General features: G+C 36.1%; 16 protein-coding genes. 4 read left to right on the top strand and 12 right to left on the bottom strand.

The features are described from left to right. Nucleotides 1–81: 81 nt before the first annotated feature. The 4 genes from BQ6100_RS01215 to BQ6100_RS01200 all read right to left on the bottom strand — a co-directional run bounded on the left by BQ6100_RS01215 (nucleotide 82) and on the right by BQ6100_RS01200 (nucleotide 3383). Nucleotides 82–726, bottom strand: a complete 645-nt coding sequence (locus tag BQ6100_RS01215; RefSeq protein ID WP_075980016.1) for a LytTR family DNA-binding domain-containing protein — start codon at nucleotides 724–726, stop codon at nucleotides 82–84. 161 nt (nucleotides 727–887) lie between these two features. After that, nucleotides 888–2393: a hypothetical protein gene (locus BQ6100_RS01210; protein WP_075980015.1), complete on the bottom strand. Its 1506-nt coding sequence runs from the start codon at nucleotides 2391–2393 to the stop codon at nucleotides 888–890. A 16-nt stretch (nucleotides 2394–2409) separates the two neighbouring features. Then, the gene (locus BQ6100_RS01205; RefSeq protein ID WP_075980014.1) at nucleotides 2410–2940 is read right to left on the bottom strand and encodes a prepilin-type N-terminal cleavage/methylation domain-containing protein; all 531 of its coding nucleotides are present in this window, start codon (nucleotides 2938–2940) and stop codon (nucleotides 2410–2412) included. Continuing rightward, the gene (locus BQ6100_RS01200) at nucleotides 2937–3383 is read right to left on the bottom strand and encodes a type IV pilus modification PilV family protein (RefSeq protein WP_075980013.1); all 447 of its coding nucleotides are present in this window, start codon (nucleotides 3381–3383) and stop codon (nucleotides 2937–2939) included. The genes BQ6100_RS01205 and BQ6100_RS01200 overlap by 4 nt, the downstream gene beginning before the upstream one ends. A 250-nt stretch (nucleotides 3384–3633) precedes the next feature. Here BQ6100_RS01200 and BQ6100_RS01195 point away from each other — a divergent pair, with 250 nt between their 5' ends. Then, complete coding sequence (locus tag BQ6100_RS01195; protein WP_075980012.1) at nucleotides 3634–5886, top strand: phosphodiester glycosidase family protein; 2253 nt, start codon at nucleotides 3634–3636, stop codon at nucleotides 5884–5886. A 129-nt stretch (nucleotides 5887–6015) separates the two neighbouring features. Here the strand turns inward: BQ6100_RS01195 and BQ6100_RS01190 are convergent, their stop codons facing one another. From BQ6100_RS01190 to BQ6100_RS01170, 5 genes are all read right to left on the bottom strand, one after another. Beyond that, complete coding sequence (locus BQ6100_RS01190; RefSeq protein WP_075980011.1) at nucleotides 6016–6741, bottom strand: MOSC domain-containing protein; 726 nt, start codon at nucleotides 6739–6741, stop codon at nucleotides 6016–6018. Nucleotides 6742–6911: 170 nt separating this feature from the next. Beyond that, nucleotides 6912–7907 (bottom strand): VanW family protein, encoded by a 996-nt coding sequence (locus tag BQ6100_RS01185; RefSeq protein ID WP_075980010.1) that lies wholly within the window; start codon nucleotides 7905–7907, stop codon nucleotides 6912–6914. 215 nt (nucleotides 7908–8122) lie between these two features. Continuing rightward, a complete protein-coding gene (locus tag BQ6100_RS01180; RefSeq protein ID WP_075980009.1) occupies nucleotides 8123–8740 on the bottom strand; it encodes a LysE family translocator in 618 nt (205 codons plus the stop codon). Between the two features lie 89 nt (nucleotides 8741–8829). Beyond that, nucleotides 8830–10215, bottom strand: coding sequence for a protoporphyrinogen oxidase (hemG, locus tag BQ6100_RS01175; protein WP_075980008.1), 1386 nt, complete (start codon nucleotides 10213–10215; stop codon nucleotides 8830–8832). A gap of 161 nt (nucleotides 10216–10376) precedes the next feature. Continuing rightward, entirely contained in the window at nucleotides 10377–12716 is a 2340-nt protein-coding gene (locus tag BQ6100_RS01170) for an EAL domain-containing protein (RefSeq protein WP_075980007.1), read from the bottom strand. A 360-nt stretch (nucleotides 12717–13076) separates the two neighbouring features. Between BQ6100_RS01170 and BQ6100_RS01165 the strand changes: the two genes are divergently transcribed. Then, nucleotides 13077–13370, top strand: a complete 294-nt coding sequence (locus tag BQ6100_RS01165) for a phasin family protein (RefSeq protein ID WP_075980006.1) — start codon at nucleotides 13077–13079, stop codon at nucleotides 13368–13370. A gap of 30 nt (nucleotides 13371–13400) precedes the next feature. Continuing rightward, complete coding sequence (locus BQ6100_RS01160; protein WP_075980005.1) at nucleotides 13401–15077, top strand: ABC1 kinase family protein; 1677 nt, start codon at nucleotides 13401–13403, stop codon at nucleotides 15075–15077. 115 nt (nucleotides 15078–15192) lie between these two features. Here BQ6100_RS01160 and BQ6100_RS01155 read toward each other — a convergent pair whose 3' ends face one another. Then, nucleotides 15193–16749 (bottom strand): bifunctional ADP-dependent NAD(P)H-hydrate dehydratase/NAD(P)H-hydrate epimerase, encoded by a 1557-nt coding sequence (locus tag BQ6100_RS01155; protein WP_075980004.1) that lies wholly within the window; start codon nucleotides 16747–16749, stop codon nucleotides 15193–15195. A gap of 178 nt (nucleotides 16750–16927) precedes the next feature. Between BQ6100_RS01155 and BQ6100_RS01150 the strand changes: the two genes are divergently transcribed. Next, a complete protein-coding gene (locus BQ6100_RS01150) occupies nucleotides 16928–17755 on the top strand; it encodes a DegV family protein (protein ID WP_075980003.1) in 828 nt (275 codons plus the stop codon). Between the two features lie 201 nt (nucleotides 17756–17956). On the opposite strand, the gene BQ6100_RS01145 is transcribed toward BQ6100_RS01150, so the two are convergent. Both BQ6100_RS01145 and BQ6100_RS01140 read right to left on the bottom strand, forming a co-directional pair. Then, the gene (locus BQ6100_RS01145; RefSeq protein ID WP_075980002.1) at nucleotides 17957–18712 is read right to left on the bottom strand and encodes a putative ABC transporter permease; all 756 of its coding nucleotides are present in this window, start codon (nucleotides 18710–18712) and stop codon (nucleotides 17957–17959) included. Between the two features lie 55 nt (nucleotides 18713–18767). After that, nucleotides 18768–19553, bottom strand: a complete 786-nt coding sequence (locus BQ6100_RS01140) for an arginase family protein (RefSeq protein WP_075980001.1) — start codon at nucleotides 19551–19553, stop codon at nucleotides 18768–18770. Between the last annotated feature and the right edge of the window lie 75 nt (nucleotides 19554–19628).

Raw genomic sequence — 19628 nt, 5'->3', positions numbered from 1 at the left:
AAACTAGCAATTTTACCTTCTAAGCCAGAATTTTTTGTTTATACTGTTATAGTACAGATTAGAAATATTAATGAAAGATCATTAAAATCCTAGTAATTTTCGAAAATAGCTGGAATAAGATTGACTGACTGGAACTCTTGCACCGTTATCCATTGATAGTAAAAAGGTTGAATGAGTATCGGGAAAGATTTCTTTAATGTGATTAACATTCACAATAAATGACCGATGACACCTGATAAAATTATCCTTAGGCAATATATATTCAAACTCTTGTAGGGTATTTTTATGGGTACCCGAGCAATTTACTGTATGAATTAATGTCTTTTTTTCCTTAACCTCCAAATAAACTACCTTTGAAAATGGGGTGGGAATCCATCCATCCGGAGTTCTAACCGTAACAACTGATTTTCCTTCTGTTAATGCTGGGAAGATGGCCGTGACACACCCCTCGAGCCTTCCTTCATGAAGAAAGGGGACGGACATCCCATGATAGGGAATACCAAACACATCCCGATTAATAAATTCAGAAATCTTTTGTCTCGTGGATAACGCCCTATAAGCAATCGTTCCTTCCTTAACGATATCACCAGGCTTAATTTTTAAATCGATTCTTTTACTAGGTCGATAATATATATATTCCTTCGTATTCGATACAGCTATGGATATTTCATCGGAAAACAGCTCTCCAATAACGTCTAAAAGGGAAACAACTGTGATACTCTGCAACCTTATTCCCTCCTTTTTTCCCCTCTATATTCAGTGTACATCGTATTAGGACGAACTTCTATTCATGATTGTTAAAAAATGTGTGACCTTAAACCCAAAATAACATTTTGCTATAAAAAGCAACAGCGCATAGAAAATATCTACGCGCTAACATTTAATTACTATTCCGTTGTCTCCCCTTGTGTTGTTTTTCCTTTAACCTTTAATGTAACATTGCTGTATGTTTCTGTTTCTAAATATTTAGGGTCTGTATTAACAATTAAGTTATTAGGTTTTTTAAACTTACTAAAAGCGCCACCATTAATGGTAATTGGCTTGTCACCAACAATTTGAAAACCATCTTTAGCATAAAAGAGACCTTTTAAATTGTTGCAGTTTGGATCAAGTTTGTTTTCATGAATTGTAATTGTTCCATCAGAAAACAACCGAAAATCATAATCGTTATTTTTAGGCCTGATACAGGAATTCTGTATCACTACATCTCCCTTAACATAAATATTTGAAATAAATTCTTCTGGTTTTAAAGTGGCTTGATTCTCATTGCTATCACCGATTACTAAATTCGTATCAGTAAAATCTAAATTTCCCATTACTCCTATATTTCCCCGAAGCATCAAATTACTGTATTTATCAACACTAGTAGCAAGGCCTTCTTTCCCCTGGTCCCCTCCGATTGTTAAATTTTCTTTTACGTATAAGCCCTCTTTAAAGGTAAACCGTCTTTGTGAGCTATTATCTGCGGTTAATCCTTTTGTTCCATAACGATCCTGTTGGATTATTGCATTTCCCATTGCGCCAAACTTTAAAAAGTCTATATCCCTATAGCCATTTTTTCGGATTCCCAATATTTCTACCTCAACATAACCACCATCAATAAGCACATTCGTATTTTCCATTTTTCCATAGTTAATTAGATTTACAGATACATCAGCACCTTTATCCCTTTCAAAATCAAACAATTCTAAGCCAACTGCATCACTACTTCTGGTTGCTATGACTCGATTTTTTTCGAAAGTTCTAAACCTTTCCCCATTGCCAAATCCAAGATTTAATATAGGACCGAGTATATTTAAATCAAGAACCTCATCATCTGGAACCCTGTAAAATTTCTTATCAGGCCCCTTTATATCAAATAATTTTAAGTTTAATAGAGATAAGTCAATCCCAGCGAGGCTTAAGTCAGTAAAATCCACCGCCTTGCCATCATTACTAAAATCACCAATTGTGAAAATCGGCTTATCCAAATCTTTTTCAACCTCTAGTTCATAATGCCCAACTAACATCTTTTTACTAGAACCAACAGTTGCTACACTTGTCACGATTACTTCGTTATTTTCTTTATAGTATTCCGCAGTAATTTTTGTTTTCTCCGGCTTATTTGCACTTTTTGAATCTTGTATTACCACACCGTCTTTATAATTATCATTTATATAGCTAATAATATGAGTAATATCTGGTTTATTTTCCTCAATATATTTTTTAAAGGCAGCTTCAAAATATACAATTCCATTTTTCGCTTGGAATCTTGCTTGAACCTCTGATTCCGTAGCATTCGTTCTTTTATTTTCGTTGACAACATTACCCATCAACGATATTCCTAGTACTGATAAAACTAGGATGATTAATAATGCAAGTACAAGAGTTGACCCCCGTTCATTGTTCCTCACCAATTCCACCTCCACCCTATTCAATCTTTTCAAAGGAAACTTCATTATTTAATTCGAATGTCTTTTCCGATTGGTTATCCTTTATACTCATTTTAATAGAAACAGTGTCATCATTTACGGTTATCCTTGATTCATTTGTTTTATCAGGATCTTCTGTTGGGCTATCACAAGAAAAACTATAAGAGTCGGATTGAATCGGTTCACCATCAACAACTGCATTGTGATTTTCGAAACCTAATATTACTGTTTCATCTACTAATTGACCTCCATTATCTTTCACTAGGTTTGTTATTTTTACCAAGGAAGTACACCCAGATTGTGTTTCAACTTCTACCTTTGATGCTGCATAAATTTTTTCAACGAACCTAGTCATAACATAATTGGCCTCATCATGTAACAATATTTCGTCGTTTACCCTTTTATAATTATTCATGCTGCTTACGACAACGCTTATGATGATGGTAGAAATAATCCCAAAAAGAGCTAATGCTGCAAGCAACTCTACTAGAGTAAGTCCTTTTGTAGATTTGAGAGAATTTATTTTCATATTTCAACAAATCCTTTCACCTTACTCTTTACATCATTTCCTTCTTTATCAAATACTTGAACCTCTACTGAGAGTAATCCCACTTCCAATTTTTCTTCCACTAATATTCTAATCATGTACTTTTTATCGTTGCTTGTGAGGATGTATCTATCTGAACATTCCTTTATATACTCTCCCTCTAGTTTGCAAACGGTTTCATTATCATACAGCTTTGGATAGTCCACTTCTGCTTCCTTATCGATATTTGTGATCTCTGGATACTCCCCATCCTTAATTCTTTCAAAAACCGTTTGAGCGAGATTTAATGCCACCAGCTTATCTTCATTATCTGATGTTGTCTTTTGCGAAAAGATAAAGAATTGACAAAAAACAGTTAGTAGCAGACCTAAAATTACAACTGATGCCAATATTTCAACTAATGTGAACCCACCATTTTTCTTCATAATAATCAACCTTGTATTGGATTTTTCTGTCTATTCTGTTTACTCATGGTGGATGTTTTGTGTAATAGGGAGGAACATTTCACCCTTCAACTGTATGATAACAGGATGGTCATCTGAATTATCTAAATTAACCAAATTGTCAAATATATGTGCGAATTAGGTGCCAGGCACCATCCAAAAAATGGATGGTGCCTGGCACCTATATTTGGTAAAATAGATTCATATTTTCAAAGTTTATTGGAGGAGCAGCATGGTGTACTATCATTTACCCAAATTTCTCAAAAGGTTAACGATTGTATCAGTCGTTGTAGCTTTACTAGTTTTGTATTTTCCAAATTCCCAACAACTTGCTTCAGCTTTTGATTTATCTACCTTCTCAATTTCAAAGAAAACACAATTTTATATAGGCCCTGGTGTCCAACATTCTGCCTACAACATGAAAAGCAGTTCCAATATTGAGGCTGTAAATATGCTAGAAGTGGACCCAAAAAATCCATACATACAAGTAGAAGTAACCTCTCCAGATAATCGCGTATTAGCCTTAGATTCTGTTAGAAATCTAGCAAAAAAGCAGGATAAAGATGGACATAGAGTCATCGCCGCTTTCAATGGTGATTTTTTCAAAACCACTTCACCGTATACTGGTCAGCCAATCGGATTACAAATTACTAACGGAGAAATTATCACTTCACCAAAAACGTCAAAAAGTGTATTAAGTATTAATAAAAATGGGCAAGCAGTCATTTCTGATCAAGTAAAAATGACTACGAAACTACAAATTAGTGGGGTTAGTGGATCCAAAACATTGTCAGGTATTAATCGAGGAAGAAATAAAGAAACACAAAAGGATAGCTTATTTCTGTTCACCTCTAAATTCAGTACCTCAACAAAAACATCCGGGGATGAAGTTGAAATACTATTAAATCCAAAAGAGTCTAAACTTACGGCTAATAAAACCCTTACTGCTACTGTTGAAGATATCTACCCTACCAAAAATTCACGTATTCCAGAGGGAAAATGGGTCCTAGCTGCCACAGGTAGCCAAGCTGACTGGATGATAGAAAATATCGACCTTGGAAGTAAAATTGAATTGAAAATTAATTTTAGTAGTGGGTTGGACCAAGCTCTTCAAGCTGTTTCCGGATTAGATCTGGTCGTAAAGAACGGCAGTCCAACGGAGAACGCTCTAAAGGATACCTCAGGGAGGCAGCCCCGTACGATGTTCTCAACAAAACAAGGGAAGCTATACATAACGACCTTTGACGGAAGACAGCCTGGATATAGCGACGGGGTCACACTGGCAGAAGGTGCCAATTACCTTGCTAAAAATGGCATGGAGACAGCCATGAACTTAGATGGTGGAGGTTCAACAACCTATGCCGCACGATTGCCCGGTGAGCAGTCCCTCTCCATTCTAAACAAGCCGTCTGATGGTTCGGAGCGTAAGGTTGCTAATTCTCTGCTAATCGTCTCAACAGCTCCAGTATCCGCTATTGCAAAATTAACATCAAATGTTGGAGACACTATTAAAGTCCTTGCACGAGCCAAGGTACCGATTACCTTTAAAGGCCAGGATAAATATTATAATGGTGTTCCAGTAAATGCGAACAAATTAAACTGGACAGCATCCTCTGGTATTGGAAAAGTGGATCGCAATGGAATGTTCACTGCAGGAACAAAAGCAGCAAAAGGAAAGATTACAGCAAAAAGCAATGGGGTCTCAAAATCTATTAATGTAGAGGTTGTTACAGAGCTAAAAAGCCTATCCATCTCTCCTAAAGACGGTATTATCATTCCTGGAAGTAAACAAACATTTAAAGTGAAAGGCTACGATAACAAAGGGAAAGAGGTCACCATTTTACCTGAATTACTTAAATGGGAAACAAGAGGAAATATTGGAAAGCTAGATTCCAAAGGTACTCTTTCATCGGTCAAACGAATTCAAGCAGGAAAGGTCATTGTTTCTTATGGAAAAACGAAAGCTGAGGCCTCAATCAATGTTGGGAAATCGCCTACTGTTTTAGAAGACTTTGAAGACATTAAAGATTTACAAGTCACTACTGCTAGATCTGTCAGTGGAAAAGGTATTCTTGCAAGCAGTCCGAAACCTATTAAAGCTGGAAAGCGTTCCATCGGGTTACTCTATGATTTTACTGGAACAACCGGTACTTCAGCAGCTTATGTAAACTTCAAAGACAAAAAAGGGAATGTTGGTCGCACAATTGAGAGCAGACCAACAAAGCTTGAGCTTTGGGTTTACGGAGATGGAAATAATCATTGGCTTAGAGGATCTTTACAGGATGGAAATGGAAAGCTCTTAACCGTCGACTTTACTAGTCAAGGGAAGCTTAATTGGAAGGGCTGGAAAAAGGTATACACAACTATTCCAGCAAACAGCGTCATCCCTTTAAAACTGAGACAAGTTTATGTGGTGGAAACAAATAACACCAATAAAAATAAAGGAACCATATATTTTGATCAGCTTCGTGCCATTTACGAATAGCTTTATTAGGCATCTTTCACAAGTACACTTACCTCTTTAAGGTTGGTAGTGGAGGATAACCACATATTAAAGAAAACTAGCAAGAGTCATTCAAACTCTTGCTAGTTTTTTCTCAACTACTATATAAACCTATACGTCTATTAAAGAAATTTTATCCCCTACGTTAATTTCACCGGTTTGGATAACGGATGCATATACTCCAAAATGATTATTTCTTTCTTGAGAAACCGTTTTTAATAAGGAAAAGTCAAATGAACCACTTTCAGGATCAATATTAATAATTGTACATCTTTCACAGTACCTTTTTATTTCTAACTCTGTTTCACCTATCAAAACCCTTCTACCAAACCATGTTTCCTCAATAAATGGGGTGTTTTCATACAAAGCAATATGAATATTAGGTCGAAAACGTAGATAGTCTACCTTCTCCCCCCATAATTCCTCTAGCTTACCAATAGAAGCATCCGTCGTAATTAAAATGTTTTCTTCTTCTATCGCTCCGAACGGGACGTGACTAGGGGTATATTGAATAGGTGTTAATGCCTTATTGGATATCGTTTCAAGTTCTTTTAACAGCCCCTCGTCTCCCCATTCATAAGCTTGACCAGAAGGAGATTCAATGATTAAAGATGGAAATTGGTCCATCCTCTCCTCTCCAACAAATCTTGCTTGATAACGAATCATAGGTGGCAATTGAGTTAATGTTAAGAACTTACCAGGTCTAGTATTATCCAAAAAGGCATGACTCCGATCACCATAAAGTCCATAGGATTCAATGGTAGTCTTTTCAATCTTTTCTCCTAAAAATGATTTGACAGGATAACGAATGATTTCCTTAATTTCGCCAATAATCATTTCCATACAACCTTTCAATAGAAGATAATTCATAATTTCGTTTTAATTGGTGGAATTTCCTCTGTGTATCGCTATTTAATAGCAACAAATTTATAGCAGAAACGTTAAAATAATATGATTATGAAAAAACATAAAAAAAGGGGACGTAATCAATTCCCCTTAAACCATAACTAGATTAATCCCTTATATTTTTTAGATGTCCTTACTTCCACGGTAAGGGTTCCGTTCTTTGTATAGGCCTTCAAAAGCAAGGGCACACCAACCGTATTTTGGAAACGAAAATCCACCCCACCATATGAAACTGTGGCATCTCTTCCTTTTGGAACATAACCAACATTTACGGAATGATGATGCTTTTCAATATATTTAACCCCAAGTTTATCAATGGCATTATATAAGGTAGATGACGTTTGGCAGATGCCCCCTCCAATGCCCATCACTAGCTTTCCATTAACCGCTTCCTCGGCTGGTTGATACCCATGTGCGGCATCACTTGGTCCAACAGCCGTATTAAAGGAAAACATATCATCCACCCCAAGGATGGCATTGTTGATTGCTCTTGCGGATAACTCTATATTTTTGGATCTGCCTGCTACACCACTATTATAATAGGTTGTATAGGAAGCAACTACTACTTCCCCAAGCTGTTGAACTTCAGTTGGATTATATCCGCTTTCTGTCACATAGAGAGGAAGCTCCACCGTTCCTCCTTTTTCTGAGGCGGTCATTACTTTTTCAATTAACTCGGATTCTTCTAGTATTCTTCTTGGCTTCCCTTTTATGATTACACCATTTTTCCCTATTTTGTCAGGAGTCATTTTTTGATCATAACCTTCTTTTCCTTCAGAACCTCTTGCTAGCCTTTTAGCCCAATTCTCAATAATTTTTCTATATTTTTCTCTATCCGTTTCGTAGCCCAGTTTCTTCGGATCAATGACCTTTATCTCTTTTTGGTTTGATGGATCTATAACCTTTACCGTTATATCTTCTTTTTTCTCTTCCTCTTTAACCACCTTTTCTTCAGCCTTTTGCTCTTCTATTTGTTTCTTTAATTCAGTGACCTCTTTTTCTAACTCCTTTTCCCTCGTCGAATTTTCCGAGCACCCTCCTAAAACTAGTAAACTAGAAGTTACAATACTGAAAAATGTCCATGTTACCTTCCTCATCGTTCTCCCAACTTTTCTTTATTATTCTGTTAAACCTTCCATAAAGAAGGTTCTTCAAAATTTTATTCCGACTTGCTTTTCCTTATGCCTTTAATCATGTAAAAACGCAGCCGATTTTGGGAGAAATCCAAGGTTCATTCCATTCTTATAGTTTTAAAGACTTTGTCTTCAAATAAAAAAAGGTGGATAAAAATCCCACCTTTTGCCACTTCCTTTTATTTACTTTGTAAAGCCATGTTTACACATAGACCCAAATATATAAGTCCAACGACCTTTCCTTGAAGACGTGAAAAGGTCCTGTTCTTCGACAGCCATTCGCTTAAGCTTCCTGCCATAAAGGATAATAATGTTGTGTATGAGATACTTAGGGCAACAAAGGTTAAACCTAAAATCATTAATTGCGTGACGACTGACCCGTTTTCTGGATGCACAAACTGTGGTAAGAAGGATAAAAAGAATAGAGCCGTTTTCGGATTGAGAACCTCAGTTAACACACCTTGGGTGAAAGAATGGGCTGGCTTCAGATTGACGTTGGTCTGAGGAGATGAAATTGAAAGCATCGATGATTTCTCCAAAAATGCACGCACTCCTAAGTAAAATAAATATGCTGCTCCTAAATATTTGATTATGTCAAATGCTATAGCCGAAGCTGAAATAATTGCTGATAGTCCAATTACTAAAGCAATCGTATGAATTAAATCGCCAACTGCAATTCCAAGCCCCGTTAAAAAACCATGCTTTCTGCCCCCACTGACACTCTGAGTGAGAGTCAGAATAACTGCAGGACCAGGAATAATAAATAAAGTTAACACAACTAAAACAAATGTAATCATTTTACCTCTCCCCCGCTTGCTGTCCAAATTGGTGCCTGATACTCTCGTTCGGACACCCTTGATGTATTGCCCGGCACCCTTTCAGCAGCCTATATTTGTTCGATAATTCCCCTTGCCGTTTGAATTCCGCTCTCTATACAGTCTGGAATGCCCACCCCATAATATGAGCAGCCAGCAAGATAAATTCCTGGATAAATCTCTGAAAGCTTTCTCTCAAGGTCCTCAACACTTTTTGGATGTGTAATTAAATAATTAGGCATACTTTCAGACCATTTTGTTACCTGGCTTACAATAGGTGTAAGCTCTAGGTTAAGGCTTTTCTTTAAGTCTGAAATCGCCAATTGAGAGAGTTCTTCTTCACTCATTTTGATCAATTCAGAATATGCTGGGTTACTGCTTTTATAAAAGAACCTTACAAGTAGATTTCCTTTTTCAGAAGTATGTGCCCATTTCCTACTCGTCCAGGTGCAGGCATCACATACCAATTCACCCGAGCTTGCAGTGATGAAGCCCGTCCCGACTGTTGGAAGTGCATCATCCGGTACCTCGAATCCTAGATAAATACTTATAAGAGAGCTATTTTTAAAAGGGACAAACTCTTGATCAAGATCACCCTTTGGAAATAATAATTCCGCCGCTGATTGAGGAATACTTAGAATCACATAATCTGCCTCTATCCATTCACCATTATTTAAAGATACCCGATATAAGTTATTCTCTTTGACAATTTTTTCAACCTTTGTATTTTTTAAGATTTCAACATGATCTAATTTTTCTTCAAAAGCATCTATTAAAGAGCTTAAACCGCTATTAAAGGAAAAAAACTTTCTTTCTCCTCCACTAAGGTATTTTTCTTTATTTACTTCAAATCCCTTTATAATGCTTCCATATTGTTCTTTATAATCAAGAACATAAGGTAGTGTAGAGGAGATGGTTAGTTCATTAAGCTTACCTGAATATACTCCTGAAAGAACAGGAGCAATTTGTTTTTCAACCAACTCTTTACCGAGAAAATACTCTAAAAAGGAGCCAATTGAATCATCTTTACTGAAGGATTCATTTTTTGTATAAAAATCCTTCATCGCTTCGACTTTGCCTTCCGCAGATACAAGCGTACTTTTGGCCAATGATTCTATTGTTGCCGGTATCCCAAAGACAGAATCCTCTGGTATCGGCTTTAATTCTCCATCCGTGTATATAAACGATTTACCTGTGGCATTATACACAATCTTTTCCGCTAATCCTAGCTCTTCAATTAGTGGCATAATATTCATCTTCCGTGCTACGATTGAATCCGCACCTGATTCCATAATAAAACCACTATTTTTCAATGTACAGATTTTTCCACCCAATTCAGAAGATGCTTCCGTCAAAATGAGCCTAACGTCAGATGGATGATTCTTCTTCCATTTATGTAATTCATACATGGCAGATAATCCAGTAACACCACCACCAATGACTAAAACTGTTTTCACCTATTACACCCCTATTTGTTCACTTATATTCACTTAGTTTACCATAAGGAAAACTTCCCAAAAAGTACCCAATTGACCCAATGCCCATACAAAGGGTAGATTTGTTTATTTCAGTACCAATTAAAAAAAGAAGCCTAAATAGAGAGACAAATCTCTTCTATCTAAGCTCCTGTATTTCCACTGCTAGTGTTTTCCTCGTCCCAGCTATCCCAATTTAAAAATTTCCGATTCACAACTGAACTTGGTAACGGACGACTAAAATAATAACCTTGCAGTTTTGAATGGATATGAGAATTCACATAATGGATTTGATCTTCCTTCTCAATTCCTTCAACCACTACCTCCAGCTTTAGCTTTTTCATTATCTCAAAGATTCCGTATAAAAGAATGGTGTCAAAGGAATGGGATGGGACATTTTTAATAAAATTCTGGTCTATTTTTATTATATCTAATGGTAAATCCTTTAAATATTGCAAGGAGGATGTACCTACACCAAAGTCATCAAGAGCAATCTTGACATTTCTCTTTTTGAGCTCTTTTGTAAATCGCATAATTTCTTCTGGATACAGATGAATGTCCGTCTCGGTGATTTCAATGTGGAGCATGGAGGCTGGTATTTGAGATTCCTCCAATACTTGATCTAGCTTCTCAATAAACATATCATCTCTCATTTGAGTTTTTGACACATTAATCGCCATTGTTAATTCTTTAAATCCATTGTCATGCCATATTTTTAATTGACGAACCGCTTCTTCCAAAACCCACTTTCCAATCGATGTCATAAGACCTGTTTCTTCTGCAATTGGTATGAATTTATCAGGAGGAATCATTCCCTTAGTTGGGTGATTCCAGCGTAAGAGGGCTTCAACTCCAACAATATCTTTCTCAAAACCATTAACAATTATTTGATAGTATAATTGAAATTGCTTCTTCTTTAATGCGAACTTTAAATCATTTTCAAGTTCAAGGAAGTTTCGATAGCTACTCTTTTTCGTAAGATTTCGATAGTACTGATATTGATTGTTCCCTTTTCTTTTCGCTTCAAACATAGCAATATCAGCATTTTGCATCAGTTGTTCCAATTGAGTTCCATCATCGGGATAAATACTAATTCCAACACTTGTCGTAACAAATGTTTTATAGGAATGCAGGTCAAATTCGCTTCCTATATTATTCAACATATGTTGAATGGTTTTCTCCAGGTCTTCTTTCCCTTTATAATCTAATAATATTAAAAACTCATCTCCACCTATTCTAGAAAATATTCCATTTAATTCTTCTATAATTGGACTTAGTCGTTCACATAGCTGAATAATTAGGGCGTCTCCGATTTTATGCCCTAGCGAATCGTTTACCCTTTTAAATCCATCTAGATCAAAAAATAAAACAGCTGTCTTTTCATAGCCCTTTACAAAATGATGGAATTCTTTCGTTACCCAATACCGATTAGGGAGCTTAGTGTCTTGATCAAAGTATGCTAGCTTTATTACATCATTATGTTTTTCCTCTAGGGAAGAAAGCACTTTATTTATGGATTGCTCAAGATTTGCAAGCTCATCCTTCCCGCCGTTTCTTAACCGAACTCTAGACTTTACATCTCTCTTATTTTGAATTTTATTTAATTGAGAGGATAATTGATTAATCCTTGAGAGAATGAATTTATTCATAAGTACCAAGATCAGTATGATGAAAAATACCGCAGTTAGAATTAAATATTGTTGCAAATGCCTAGTACTTTCCACCTTTTGTAAATAAAATCTTCTTTCATTCACTAAGCTGATGGCATAGGCTTGATTATTTTCATAATCCTGCATATAAAAGGAGCCTTTTATTTCTTTTTCGTTTATTGAATCAATTAACAGTTTCGATGGAACTGAATGATTTTCAATTGGATTCATTGATAAGGGGAGTGAAAGCTCGTTTCCCAATGCTTTAATATAGCTGCTATCAATCATCTTTCCCATAATCAGAACTCCAACTGAACGTCCCTCTCCAGAGCTTTTGTAGATTGATTGAAAGGAAGACATCGTAAGACCATAATCAGTCTTTACTAAGACTGTTTTTTCGAGTGATTTTGAAGATTTAATAACAGGTAAGAACACTTTATAAAAATCATCTTTAAATTTAATGGCTTGATGATTGTTTAGGTCATATCCTTTCTGGTAGACCAGTTTATTCTGATTATTGATAAAGATCATGTAATTAATTTTATTATTTTCAAAGGTATCATTATATAGATTTACAGATGGGAATGACTGATATTGGTGATTTACAAAATAATAAGCATCATCCCAAACCGCCCAGTCCCGATTCGTCCTATTTAAAATATCCATTTCTAAAGAAAATTGGTTTTGGGCCCTTTCCAAATCCTTTGTCATCAAGCTCTCATCTAATTTCATTGAATCTTCATAGAGAAAAGGGGATGCAATTTTATATAAGAGTCCTAGGAATAGAAATATAGATGTTCCTACCACTAATAATGTTTTTATTCTAAGATTCATAAATCCCTTCCTCCCTTTGTAAGGCAACTTCTAGAATGTTTTTCATTTAATTTTTTGATTTGAGAAAAAACTAAATTTAGAAGGATTTTTATTTATACTTAATGATTTTAAATTAATATCTAAGTCAATAAAAACTAGACATCAAAATTATACCAGTATAATCAAAAGGAAGCACAGGAAATTTTTAGTATATACCTACTATTTATTAAATAAAATCCCCTCTAATTAAAATGGGTGACACATATTCTTCTATTTAATTTTGGAAATATTTTAAATAATAATTTAAAATAGAAATAAAGAAAAATATCCTCATAGATTTACTGCTATGACAATCCAACTTTACCCAAGGAGGCAGTAATAATGAAAAACATTTTTGACCAAATGATTTCTTTAGGATTAGGTGCGGCTGTGGCTAGTAAGGAGCAAATCGAGAAATTTGTCAATGATCTCGTTGCAAAAGGTGAGTTAAGCAAAACAGAATCTAAGGAAATGGTGGATAGGTTCATTGAAAAGGGAGAAGCAGCAAAAAAAGACCTTGATGAAATCGTAAAAACGAAGGTTCAACAAGCATTAAAGGAACTGAACCTTGTCACAATTGAGGAATTAAAAGAATTAGAGAAAAGAATCGAGCTACTAGAAAAGAAGGGTGAATAACTAGCTAGGCGGTTTATGGGAGGAATGATCATGTTTAGCAAAAGAATGAAACATGCCCACCGCTATCAAGAAATTATTCGAGCCTTTCTCCGTAATGGGTTCGGGTATATTGTGAAGGATTTAGGATTAAACGAAGCCATTTCGCTTTCCTTTAAAAAGGAAGCTACTCCTTCTGACTTTTCACAACGAACCCTTGGCGAGAGAATTCGAATCATGCTTCAAGAATTAGGTACAACCTTTGTCAAGTTTGGGCAAATTGCTAGTACGAGAATGGATATTTTTCCTGAGAACATTATTAAAGAACTGGAAAAATTGCAGGATCATGTCCCCCCATTCGCTTCTTCTGAAGTAAATCGGATTATTGAGGAAGAACTCGGAGGGAGCATCCAAAACATTTTCGCAGAATTTCGTGAAGCACCGACAGCGTCGGCTTCTATTGGGCAGGTCCATTTTGCTAGACTCCATACAGGCGAAAACGTGGCAGTAAAGATACAGCGCCCTCATATACGGAAAGTAATTGAAACAGATCTAGAAATCCTTGAAGACTTAGCACGGTTAATGGATACCCAATTAGATTGGGCAAAGAACTATCACTTTCCCGATATTGTTGAGGAATTCTCAAAATCTTTAAAAGCCGAATTAGATTATAGTATTGAAGGAAGAAATGGAGAAAAAATTTCTAACCAATTTCTCAATGATCCTACTGTCCATATTCCAAAAATTTATTGGGAATATTCAACCAAGAAGGTCCTTACAATGGAATACATTGAAGGAATAAAAATTAATAATCTCGATTTATTGGCTGAGAATGGCTATGATCGAAAGGCAATCGCAGAAAAGTTTACTCAATGCCTATTGCATCAAATTATAATTGAAGGATTTTTCCATGGTGACCCACATCCAGGAAATGTGGTTATCATGCCGGGTGAGGTTATTGGTCTCATGGACTTTGGAATGTGTGGTCACCTTAGTCATGAACTGAAAATGCAATTTGTATCACTCATTATTTCATTGAAGCGTGGAGATAGTGATGGAATAATCAATGTTCTTCTACAAATGGGATTATTTCCAGATGACGTGGATATCACCCTATTAAGATTTGATGTGGATAGTCTTAAAAACAAATATTATGATCTTCCTTTAAGCCAACTGCATATTGGTGAAATAATGAATGAGCTTATCATTATTGCCTCCCGCTATCACATTCAGGTACCATCTGAATTTACCATCCTCGGTAAGTCATTAATGACTTTAGAGGGGCTTGTTGAATTTTTAGACCCTGATTGTAATATTATGGGGATTGCTGAACCGTTTGCTGGGAAGCTAATGAAAGAACGTTTTCAACCGAAGAAAATAATGGAATCACTTTGGGATCAGGTAAGGGAATACTCAGATTTTCTTTCAACATTTCCGAAGAGTATAAAGGATTTAACTTCTACCGTTCAAAAAGGTAGGCTTCATTTAAATATTTCAACCCCAGAATTACATACCTTGCTCGAAAGACTTGATAAAATCAGTAACCGTCTATCCTTTAGTATTGTTTTACTTGCATTTAGCATCATAATGGTTGGATTAATTATCGGTTCCTCTATAGGAAGGCAGAGTACTATCTTATGGGAAATTCCAGTTATAGAGGTTGGAGCCGTTGTTGCAACACTGATGTTTCTTTGGTTACTTTTCGCCATCTTCCGATCAGGGAAATTCTAATTAACTATTTCTGTGTATGAATATTAGAAGGAATTGAGTTTGTTCCCTAAGAACCTATAAGGCTTAACCAACGGGTCTTTTCTAGCAACCTATTTGGTTAAGCCTCTTTTTTTTGCTATTTCTCTAAAAGATTTAACAGTTCTCCTTTTACCCAATCAATGACATCCAGAGGCATAACACCATAATGGGAAAGGATCTTTGCCTGTTCCTCTCCTGCCCTTGCATGCAAATAGCTTGCTAAGATTAAAGAATGAATAGGTGGAGCACTCTGGGCGAGAAAAGAGGCAATGAGTCCCGTCAGTACATCACCGCTTCCCCCTTTTCCAAGAGCATCATGACCAAATGGATTTATATAAACCTCTCCACTTGGTGAAGCAATAATTGAACGGTGACCTTTTAATAATAAAAATACCTGATATTTTTTTGCAAAGTCTCTGGCGATATTCAATCGATTTTCTTCTATCTCTTTTATTGTCACATTCAACAAATGAGCCATTTCCCCTGGGTGTGGAGTAAGGATAGCAGTACCCTTGTAATTTTGAAGCCTGTTTAATTCATTTCTAAGTAAAAAAATGGCATCTGCATCAATCACAATGGGTTGATTTGTAAGAGCGTCTAAAAGTGAGACCATCCATTTTTCTCCTCCAGGAAATCTACTCATCCCTGGTCCTACAGCTACGCAGTCAAACTGGTGAAGCTTAGAGGAGAGTTCCTCAACGGAATTCATAGCAAAATGCCCTTCACTATCAGAAAGTGGCAAGAACAGTGATTCAGGATTTTGTGTAGCTGCCATTGGATAAATGCTTTCCGGGATAGCAAGTGTTACCAGTCCAGCTCCACTATTTAAAACAGCTTTTGCCGCATAAATAGGGGCCCCTACATATGGGCGAGAACCTCCCACTACAACTGCATGTCCAAAGGTTCCTTTATGGCCATTACTCGGTCTTTTTGGTACAGCTTGTCTTGCTAACTGTTCCGTAATAAGCTGGGGCAAATCCATATGTAATTCCTCTGCAATGAAAGGAGGAACAGAAATATCAACAGCTTTCCATTCCCCAACATAATTTGGGCCATCATTAAGGAAGAATCCCTTCTTTGGAAAAACAAAAGTAATTGTTTTAGAAGCTTTTATAGCCGCTCCCTCTACCTTCCCATCATCACTTGAAACACCTGAAGGAATGTCTACCGAGATGATTAGCTTCCTTCCTTCCAAGCTATTTACTAGAGTGATAACCTGACTAAAGGGATCTCGAACAGGTCCTTTCACTCCAGTCCCTAAAATGGCATCTATTATGACATCTGATGAGTTTAACTCATCACGAAGGGCCTCTATTCCTTTTTCAGGAAGGTGGAATACAGGCAAACCTCTGTTCAGGTAGACATCTAAATGACATTTTGCATCCCCTTTAATTATTTCTGGTTTGGCCAGCAAGCATAACAGTGGTTTAAAGCCTTGATCAAACAACCTGCGGGCAATGACAAAGCCGTCGCCCCCATTGTTTCCCCCTCCAGCTAGAATGGCCACTTTCTTATCTTTACTTGGAGAACATTTAATGATTTCCTCTACCACCTTAGCTCCTGCATTCTCCATTAAGACAATGCCGGGTAATCCGAGGTTATCCATTGTATATCGATCCATTTGTTGCATTTCCCTTTGACCTGCTACAAACATTTTCTGACCCTCCAGTAAAATTAATATTATATTTATATTATAGGAGTTCTCTTAAAAAGCTGCCAATGAGCTCTATAACATTTTAGAGTTATAATAGAATAAATTTATACTCATCAAATGCGAGAAAGATATATAATTAGTAAAAATACCCAACCGAGCAAAATTGGAGGTGCTTCAGATGATTAAAATTATTACCGATAGCTCTGCAGACTTACCTGTAGAAATCATTGAGAGATATGATATTACCGTTGTGCCATTAACAGTTACGATAGATGGACAGCATTATTTAGAAAAAGTAGATATATCACCAGAGGAGTTCTTTGCCAAGATGTTTTCTTCAGAGGAATTACCTAAAACATCCCAGCCATCACCTGCCTCCTTTGCCGAAATGTTCTCCAAATTTGATAAAAATACAGAGATACTTTGCCTAACAATATCTTCTGGACTAAGTGGCACTTATCAATCCGCATGTCTTGGCAAAAATCTATCTGATGCCAGGGTTACCGTATTTGATACATTAGCTGGCTCCTTAGGTCATGGGCTTCAGATAATCCGAGCTGCTGAGCTTGCAGAAGAAGGTCTTACAGTAGACCAAATTGTTACTGAGCTTACTAAGTATAGAGAGAATATGAACATCCTTGTTCTTCTAAGCACCTTAGAAAATATCGTCAAAGGTGGACGTTTAAGTAGATTTCAAGGATCGTTGGCAAAAATTTTAAATATTAAAGTCATTCTAGACAGAGTAGAAGGTGGTAAGGTAGAAATACTAGAAAAAATTAGAGGGAAAAAGAGATTCTATAACAGGGCCCTTCAAATTATTGAAGAAAGAGGAAATGACTTTTCAGACATAACCTTTGGAATCACTCACACAGGAAATGTTGAGGATGCTGAGTCTATGAAACAGGAAATTATCCTTCGATTCCAGCCAAGGGATGTCCTTATTAATTACATGGGAGCCACCATGGGGACGTATGCTGGAAAGGATGGAATGATTATATCCTTTTAATTTGAACCTGATACCGCCAAATGACTTTTCATGAAGGTGGTACCAGGTACCTATTTTCAATCAAACGTTTGATTAACATTTTATCTTCTTTTTCCTGACCATTTTATTAATCAATCGTTTGATTAATATTTTGAACCTTTTCCTCTATTTTCACCTTTATTCAATCAAACGTTTGATTAAACGTTTTGATTAGCAAATCATTTATTTAAATCTTCCATTCAGCACATCCTTAATACTGTTCAATCGATGTATGGCTTTTGATTTAATAATATTTGGAAAGGCCTTCAAAACTCGAACGTTATGCTGATGAATACTATTTACGATTTGATTGTATTTATCAATCAGCTCATCCATTCTTTCGTGAATAGGACTGTTGTTAATCATGGATAAGAGTTCTTGTTTAATAACCTCCAACGCCTTGATTTTACTAGACAAATGAAAAGCCGCAATCAAACTAAAAATACAATCAATCATTAATACTGAATAAAAAATCATTAAAATAGTAGAACCTATTTGAAAGGAAATTTCATTAACTAGCTTCTCAACAATAGGATGCACCCATCTAATCATAATAATAGATAAAAATCCCCATGCTAAGGATATGGATAAACAAACCCTTCCGTTCAGATTATATTTTCGATCTCTATAATCCCACCAGCGTGCGTGAAATATAGTTTCCATCACCCAGCTAGTAATATACTCCAATCCAGTAGCGAAAATAATTCCCACAATGAATATAAGGACGAGATGACTTCTTAATGGAGAAAGAACAATAATGATGCCGCACATACCAAATCCATAAATCGGACAATATATTCCGTGAAAAAACCCACGATTAACAAATCTTTTTTCCATATAACTTACGCGCACCGTTTCCATCATCCAACCGGCTACACTATAAACCATGAAATATGAAAGAAGCTGATAAATACTCATGTCAAAAATCATTTGATTCATACATATTCTCTCCTAATTAAGAAGAAATAAGGCCATTTATTTTATGTTGATTTTTCTAGGCCCCTCTAATCTCTGTACTACTGAATTTCAATGAAGTTTTTAATAATGTGATATTTGCCTTTTCATTTTTATTGATTGAAGATTGGTAGTCTGGAAGAACAATTTCTAATGGGGATAAATGCATTTCCCCACAAATATCGACGCCTTCAACCCTTTTATTCTTTAAAATATTTTCAAGAAAATGGGATAGTGTCACAATATCCATTAGTCCCTGATCCCAATTGGTCACGGCTTCATTTGGATTTAGAACATCCTTATCAATACTTATATACACATTTTGTGAATGAATTACAGATAGAATCGATTTTATTGAGTAATGATGGTTCCTATCATATGGGAAAAGGACAACGCGAGGATTTCTAGAAGGAAAGGAAATGAGGGTCGTAGGACCAATGATGACAACCTTTTGAAGATATAGTATTTCTGAAAGGGCATAAGAAACCCATGACCCACATGAAAGGATACTTTCTCTTTGATTAGGATTGGTCCCTAGGTCAGGGTGATTATCAAACAAAATAAGGGTGAACGGTTCCTTTACTTCTTTTAGCAATAGATAGGTAACATAATGATAGTTTCCACTTCCAATAAACGTTACGCCTTTTTGTTTTCGCCTACTTAGTTTTTTTTCAATTGTAGTTAAAGATTCTTGCTCACAATAAAGGCTGACATGCTGCATTTGCTGAAAGTCAATGCGTTCATGAGGGAACTTCTGAAGCTTCTTCTGAGCATAATAAGTTTCATCAAAATCTAAAATGGTCATTCCTCGATTTAATAATCCCATGATACCTTCCTCTCCTATCCTTCCATGCCATGCATTTCTTTCAAAGAATCATTGGTTATATCGGAAAATTGCTAT

It is taken from the genome of Bacillus massilinigeriensis (assembly GCF_900117315.1).
In the GTDB taxonomy this organism is placed as follows: Bacteria; Bacillota; Bacilli; order Bacillales; family Cytobacillaceae; genus Bacillus_BE; species Bacillus_BE massilionigeriensis.
The sequence above is the reverse complement of the archived record's forward strand: the minus strand, read 5'-3'. Positions and strand labels throughout refer to the sequence as shown.

Excerpts from the sequence above, each read along its gene's own strand:
- BQ6100_RS01205 (WP_075980014.1), bottom strand. The coding sequence starts at position 2,940 with ATGAAAATAAATTCTCTCAAATCTACAAAAGGACTTACTCTAGTAGAG.
- BQ6100_RS01200 (WP_075980013.1), bottom strand. The coding sequence starts at position 3,383 with ATGAAGAAAAATGGTGGGTTCACATTAGTTGAAATATTGGCATCAGTT.
- BQ6100_RS01195 (WP_075980012.1), top strand. The coding sequence starts at position 3,634 with ATGGTGTACTATCATTTACCCAAATTTCTCAAAAGGTTAACGATTGTA.
- BQ6100_RS01190 (WP_075980011.1), bottom strand. The coding sequence starts at position 6,741 with ATGATTATTGGCGAAATTAAGGAAATCATTCGTTATCCTGTCAAATCA.
- BQ6100_RS01185 (WP_075980010.1), bottom strand. The coding sequence starts at position 7,907 with ATGAGGAAGGTAACATGGACATTTTTCAGTATTGTAACTTCTAGTTTA.
- BQ6100_RS01180 (WP_075980009.1), bottom strand. The coding sequence starts at position 8,740 with ATGATTACATTTGTTTTAGTTGTGTTAACTTTATTTATTATTCCTGGT.
- BQ6100_RS01170 (WP_075980007.1), bottom strand. The coding sequence starts at position 12,716 with ATGAATCTTAGAATAAAAACATTATTAGTGGTAGGAACATCTATATTT.
- BQ6100_RS01165 (WP_075980006.1), top strand. The coding sequence starts at position 13,077 with ATGAAAAACATTTTTGACCAAATGATTTCTTTAGGATTAGGTGCGGCT.
- BQ6100_RS01160 (WP_075980005.1), top strand. The coding sequence starts at position 13,401 with ATGTTTAGCAAAAGAATGAAACATGCCCACCGCTATCAAGAAATTATT.
- BQ6100_RS01155 (WP_075980004.1), bottom strand. The coding sequence starts at position 16,749 with ATGTTTGTAGCAGGTCAAAGGGAAATGCAACAAATGGATCGATATACA.
- BQ6100_RS01150 (WP_075980003.1), top strand. The coding sequence starts at position 16,928 with ATGATTAAAATTATTACCGATAGCTCTGCAGACTTACCTGTAGAAATC.
- BQ6100_RS01145 (WP_075980002.1), bottom strand. The coding sequence starts at position 18,712 with ATGAATCAAATGATTTTTGACATGAGTATTTATCAGCTTCTTTCATAT.
- BQ6100_RS01140 (WP_075980001.1), bottom strand. The coding sequence starts at position 19,553 with ATGGGATTATTAAATCGAGGAATGACCATTTTAGATTTTGATGAAACT.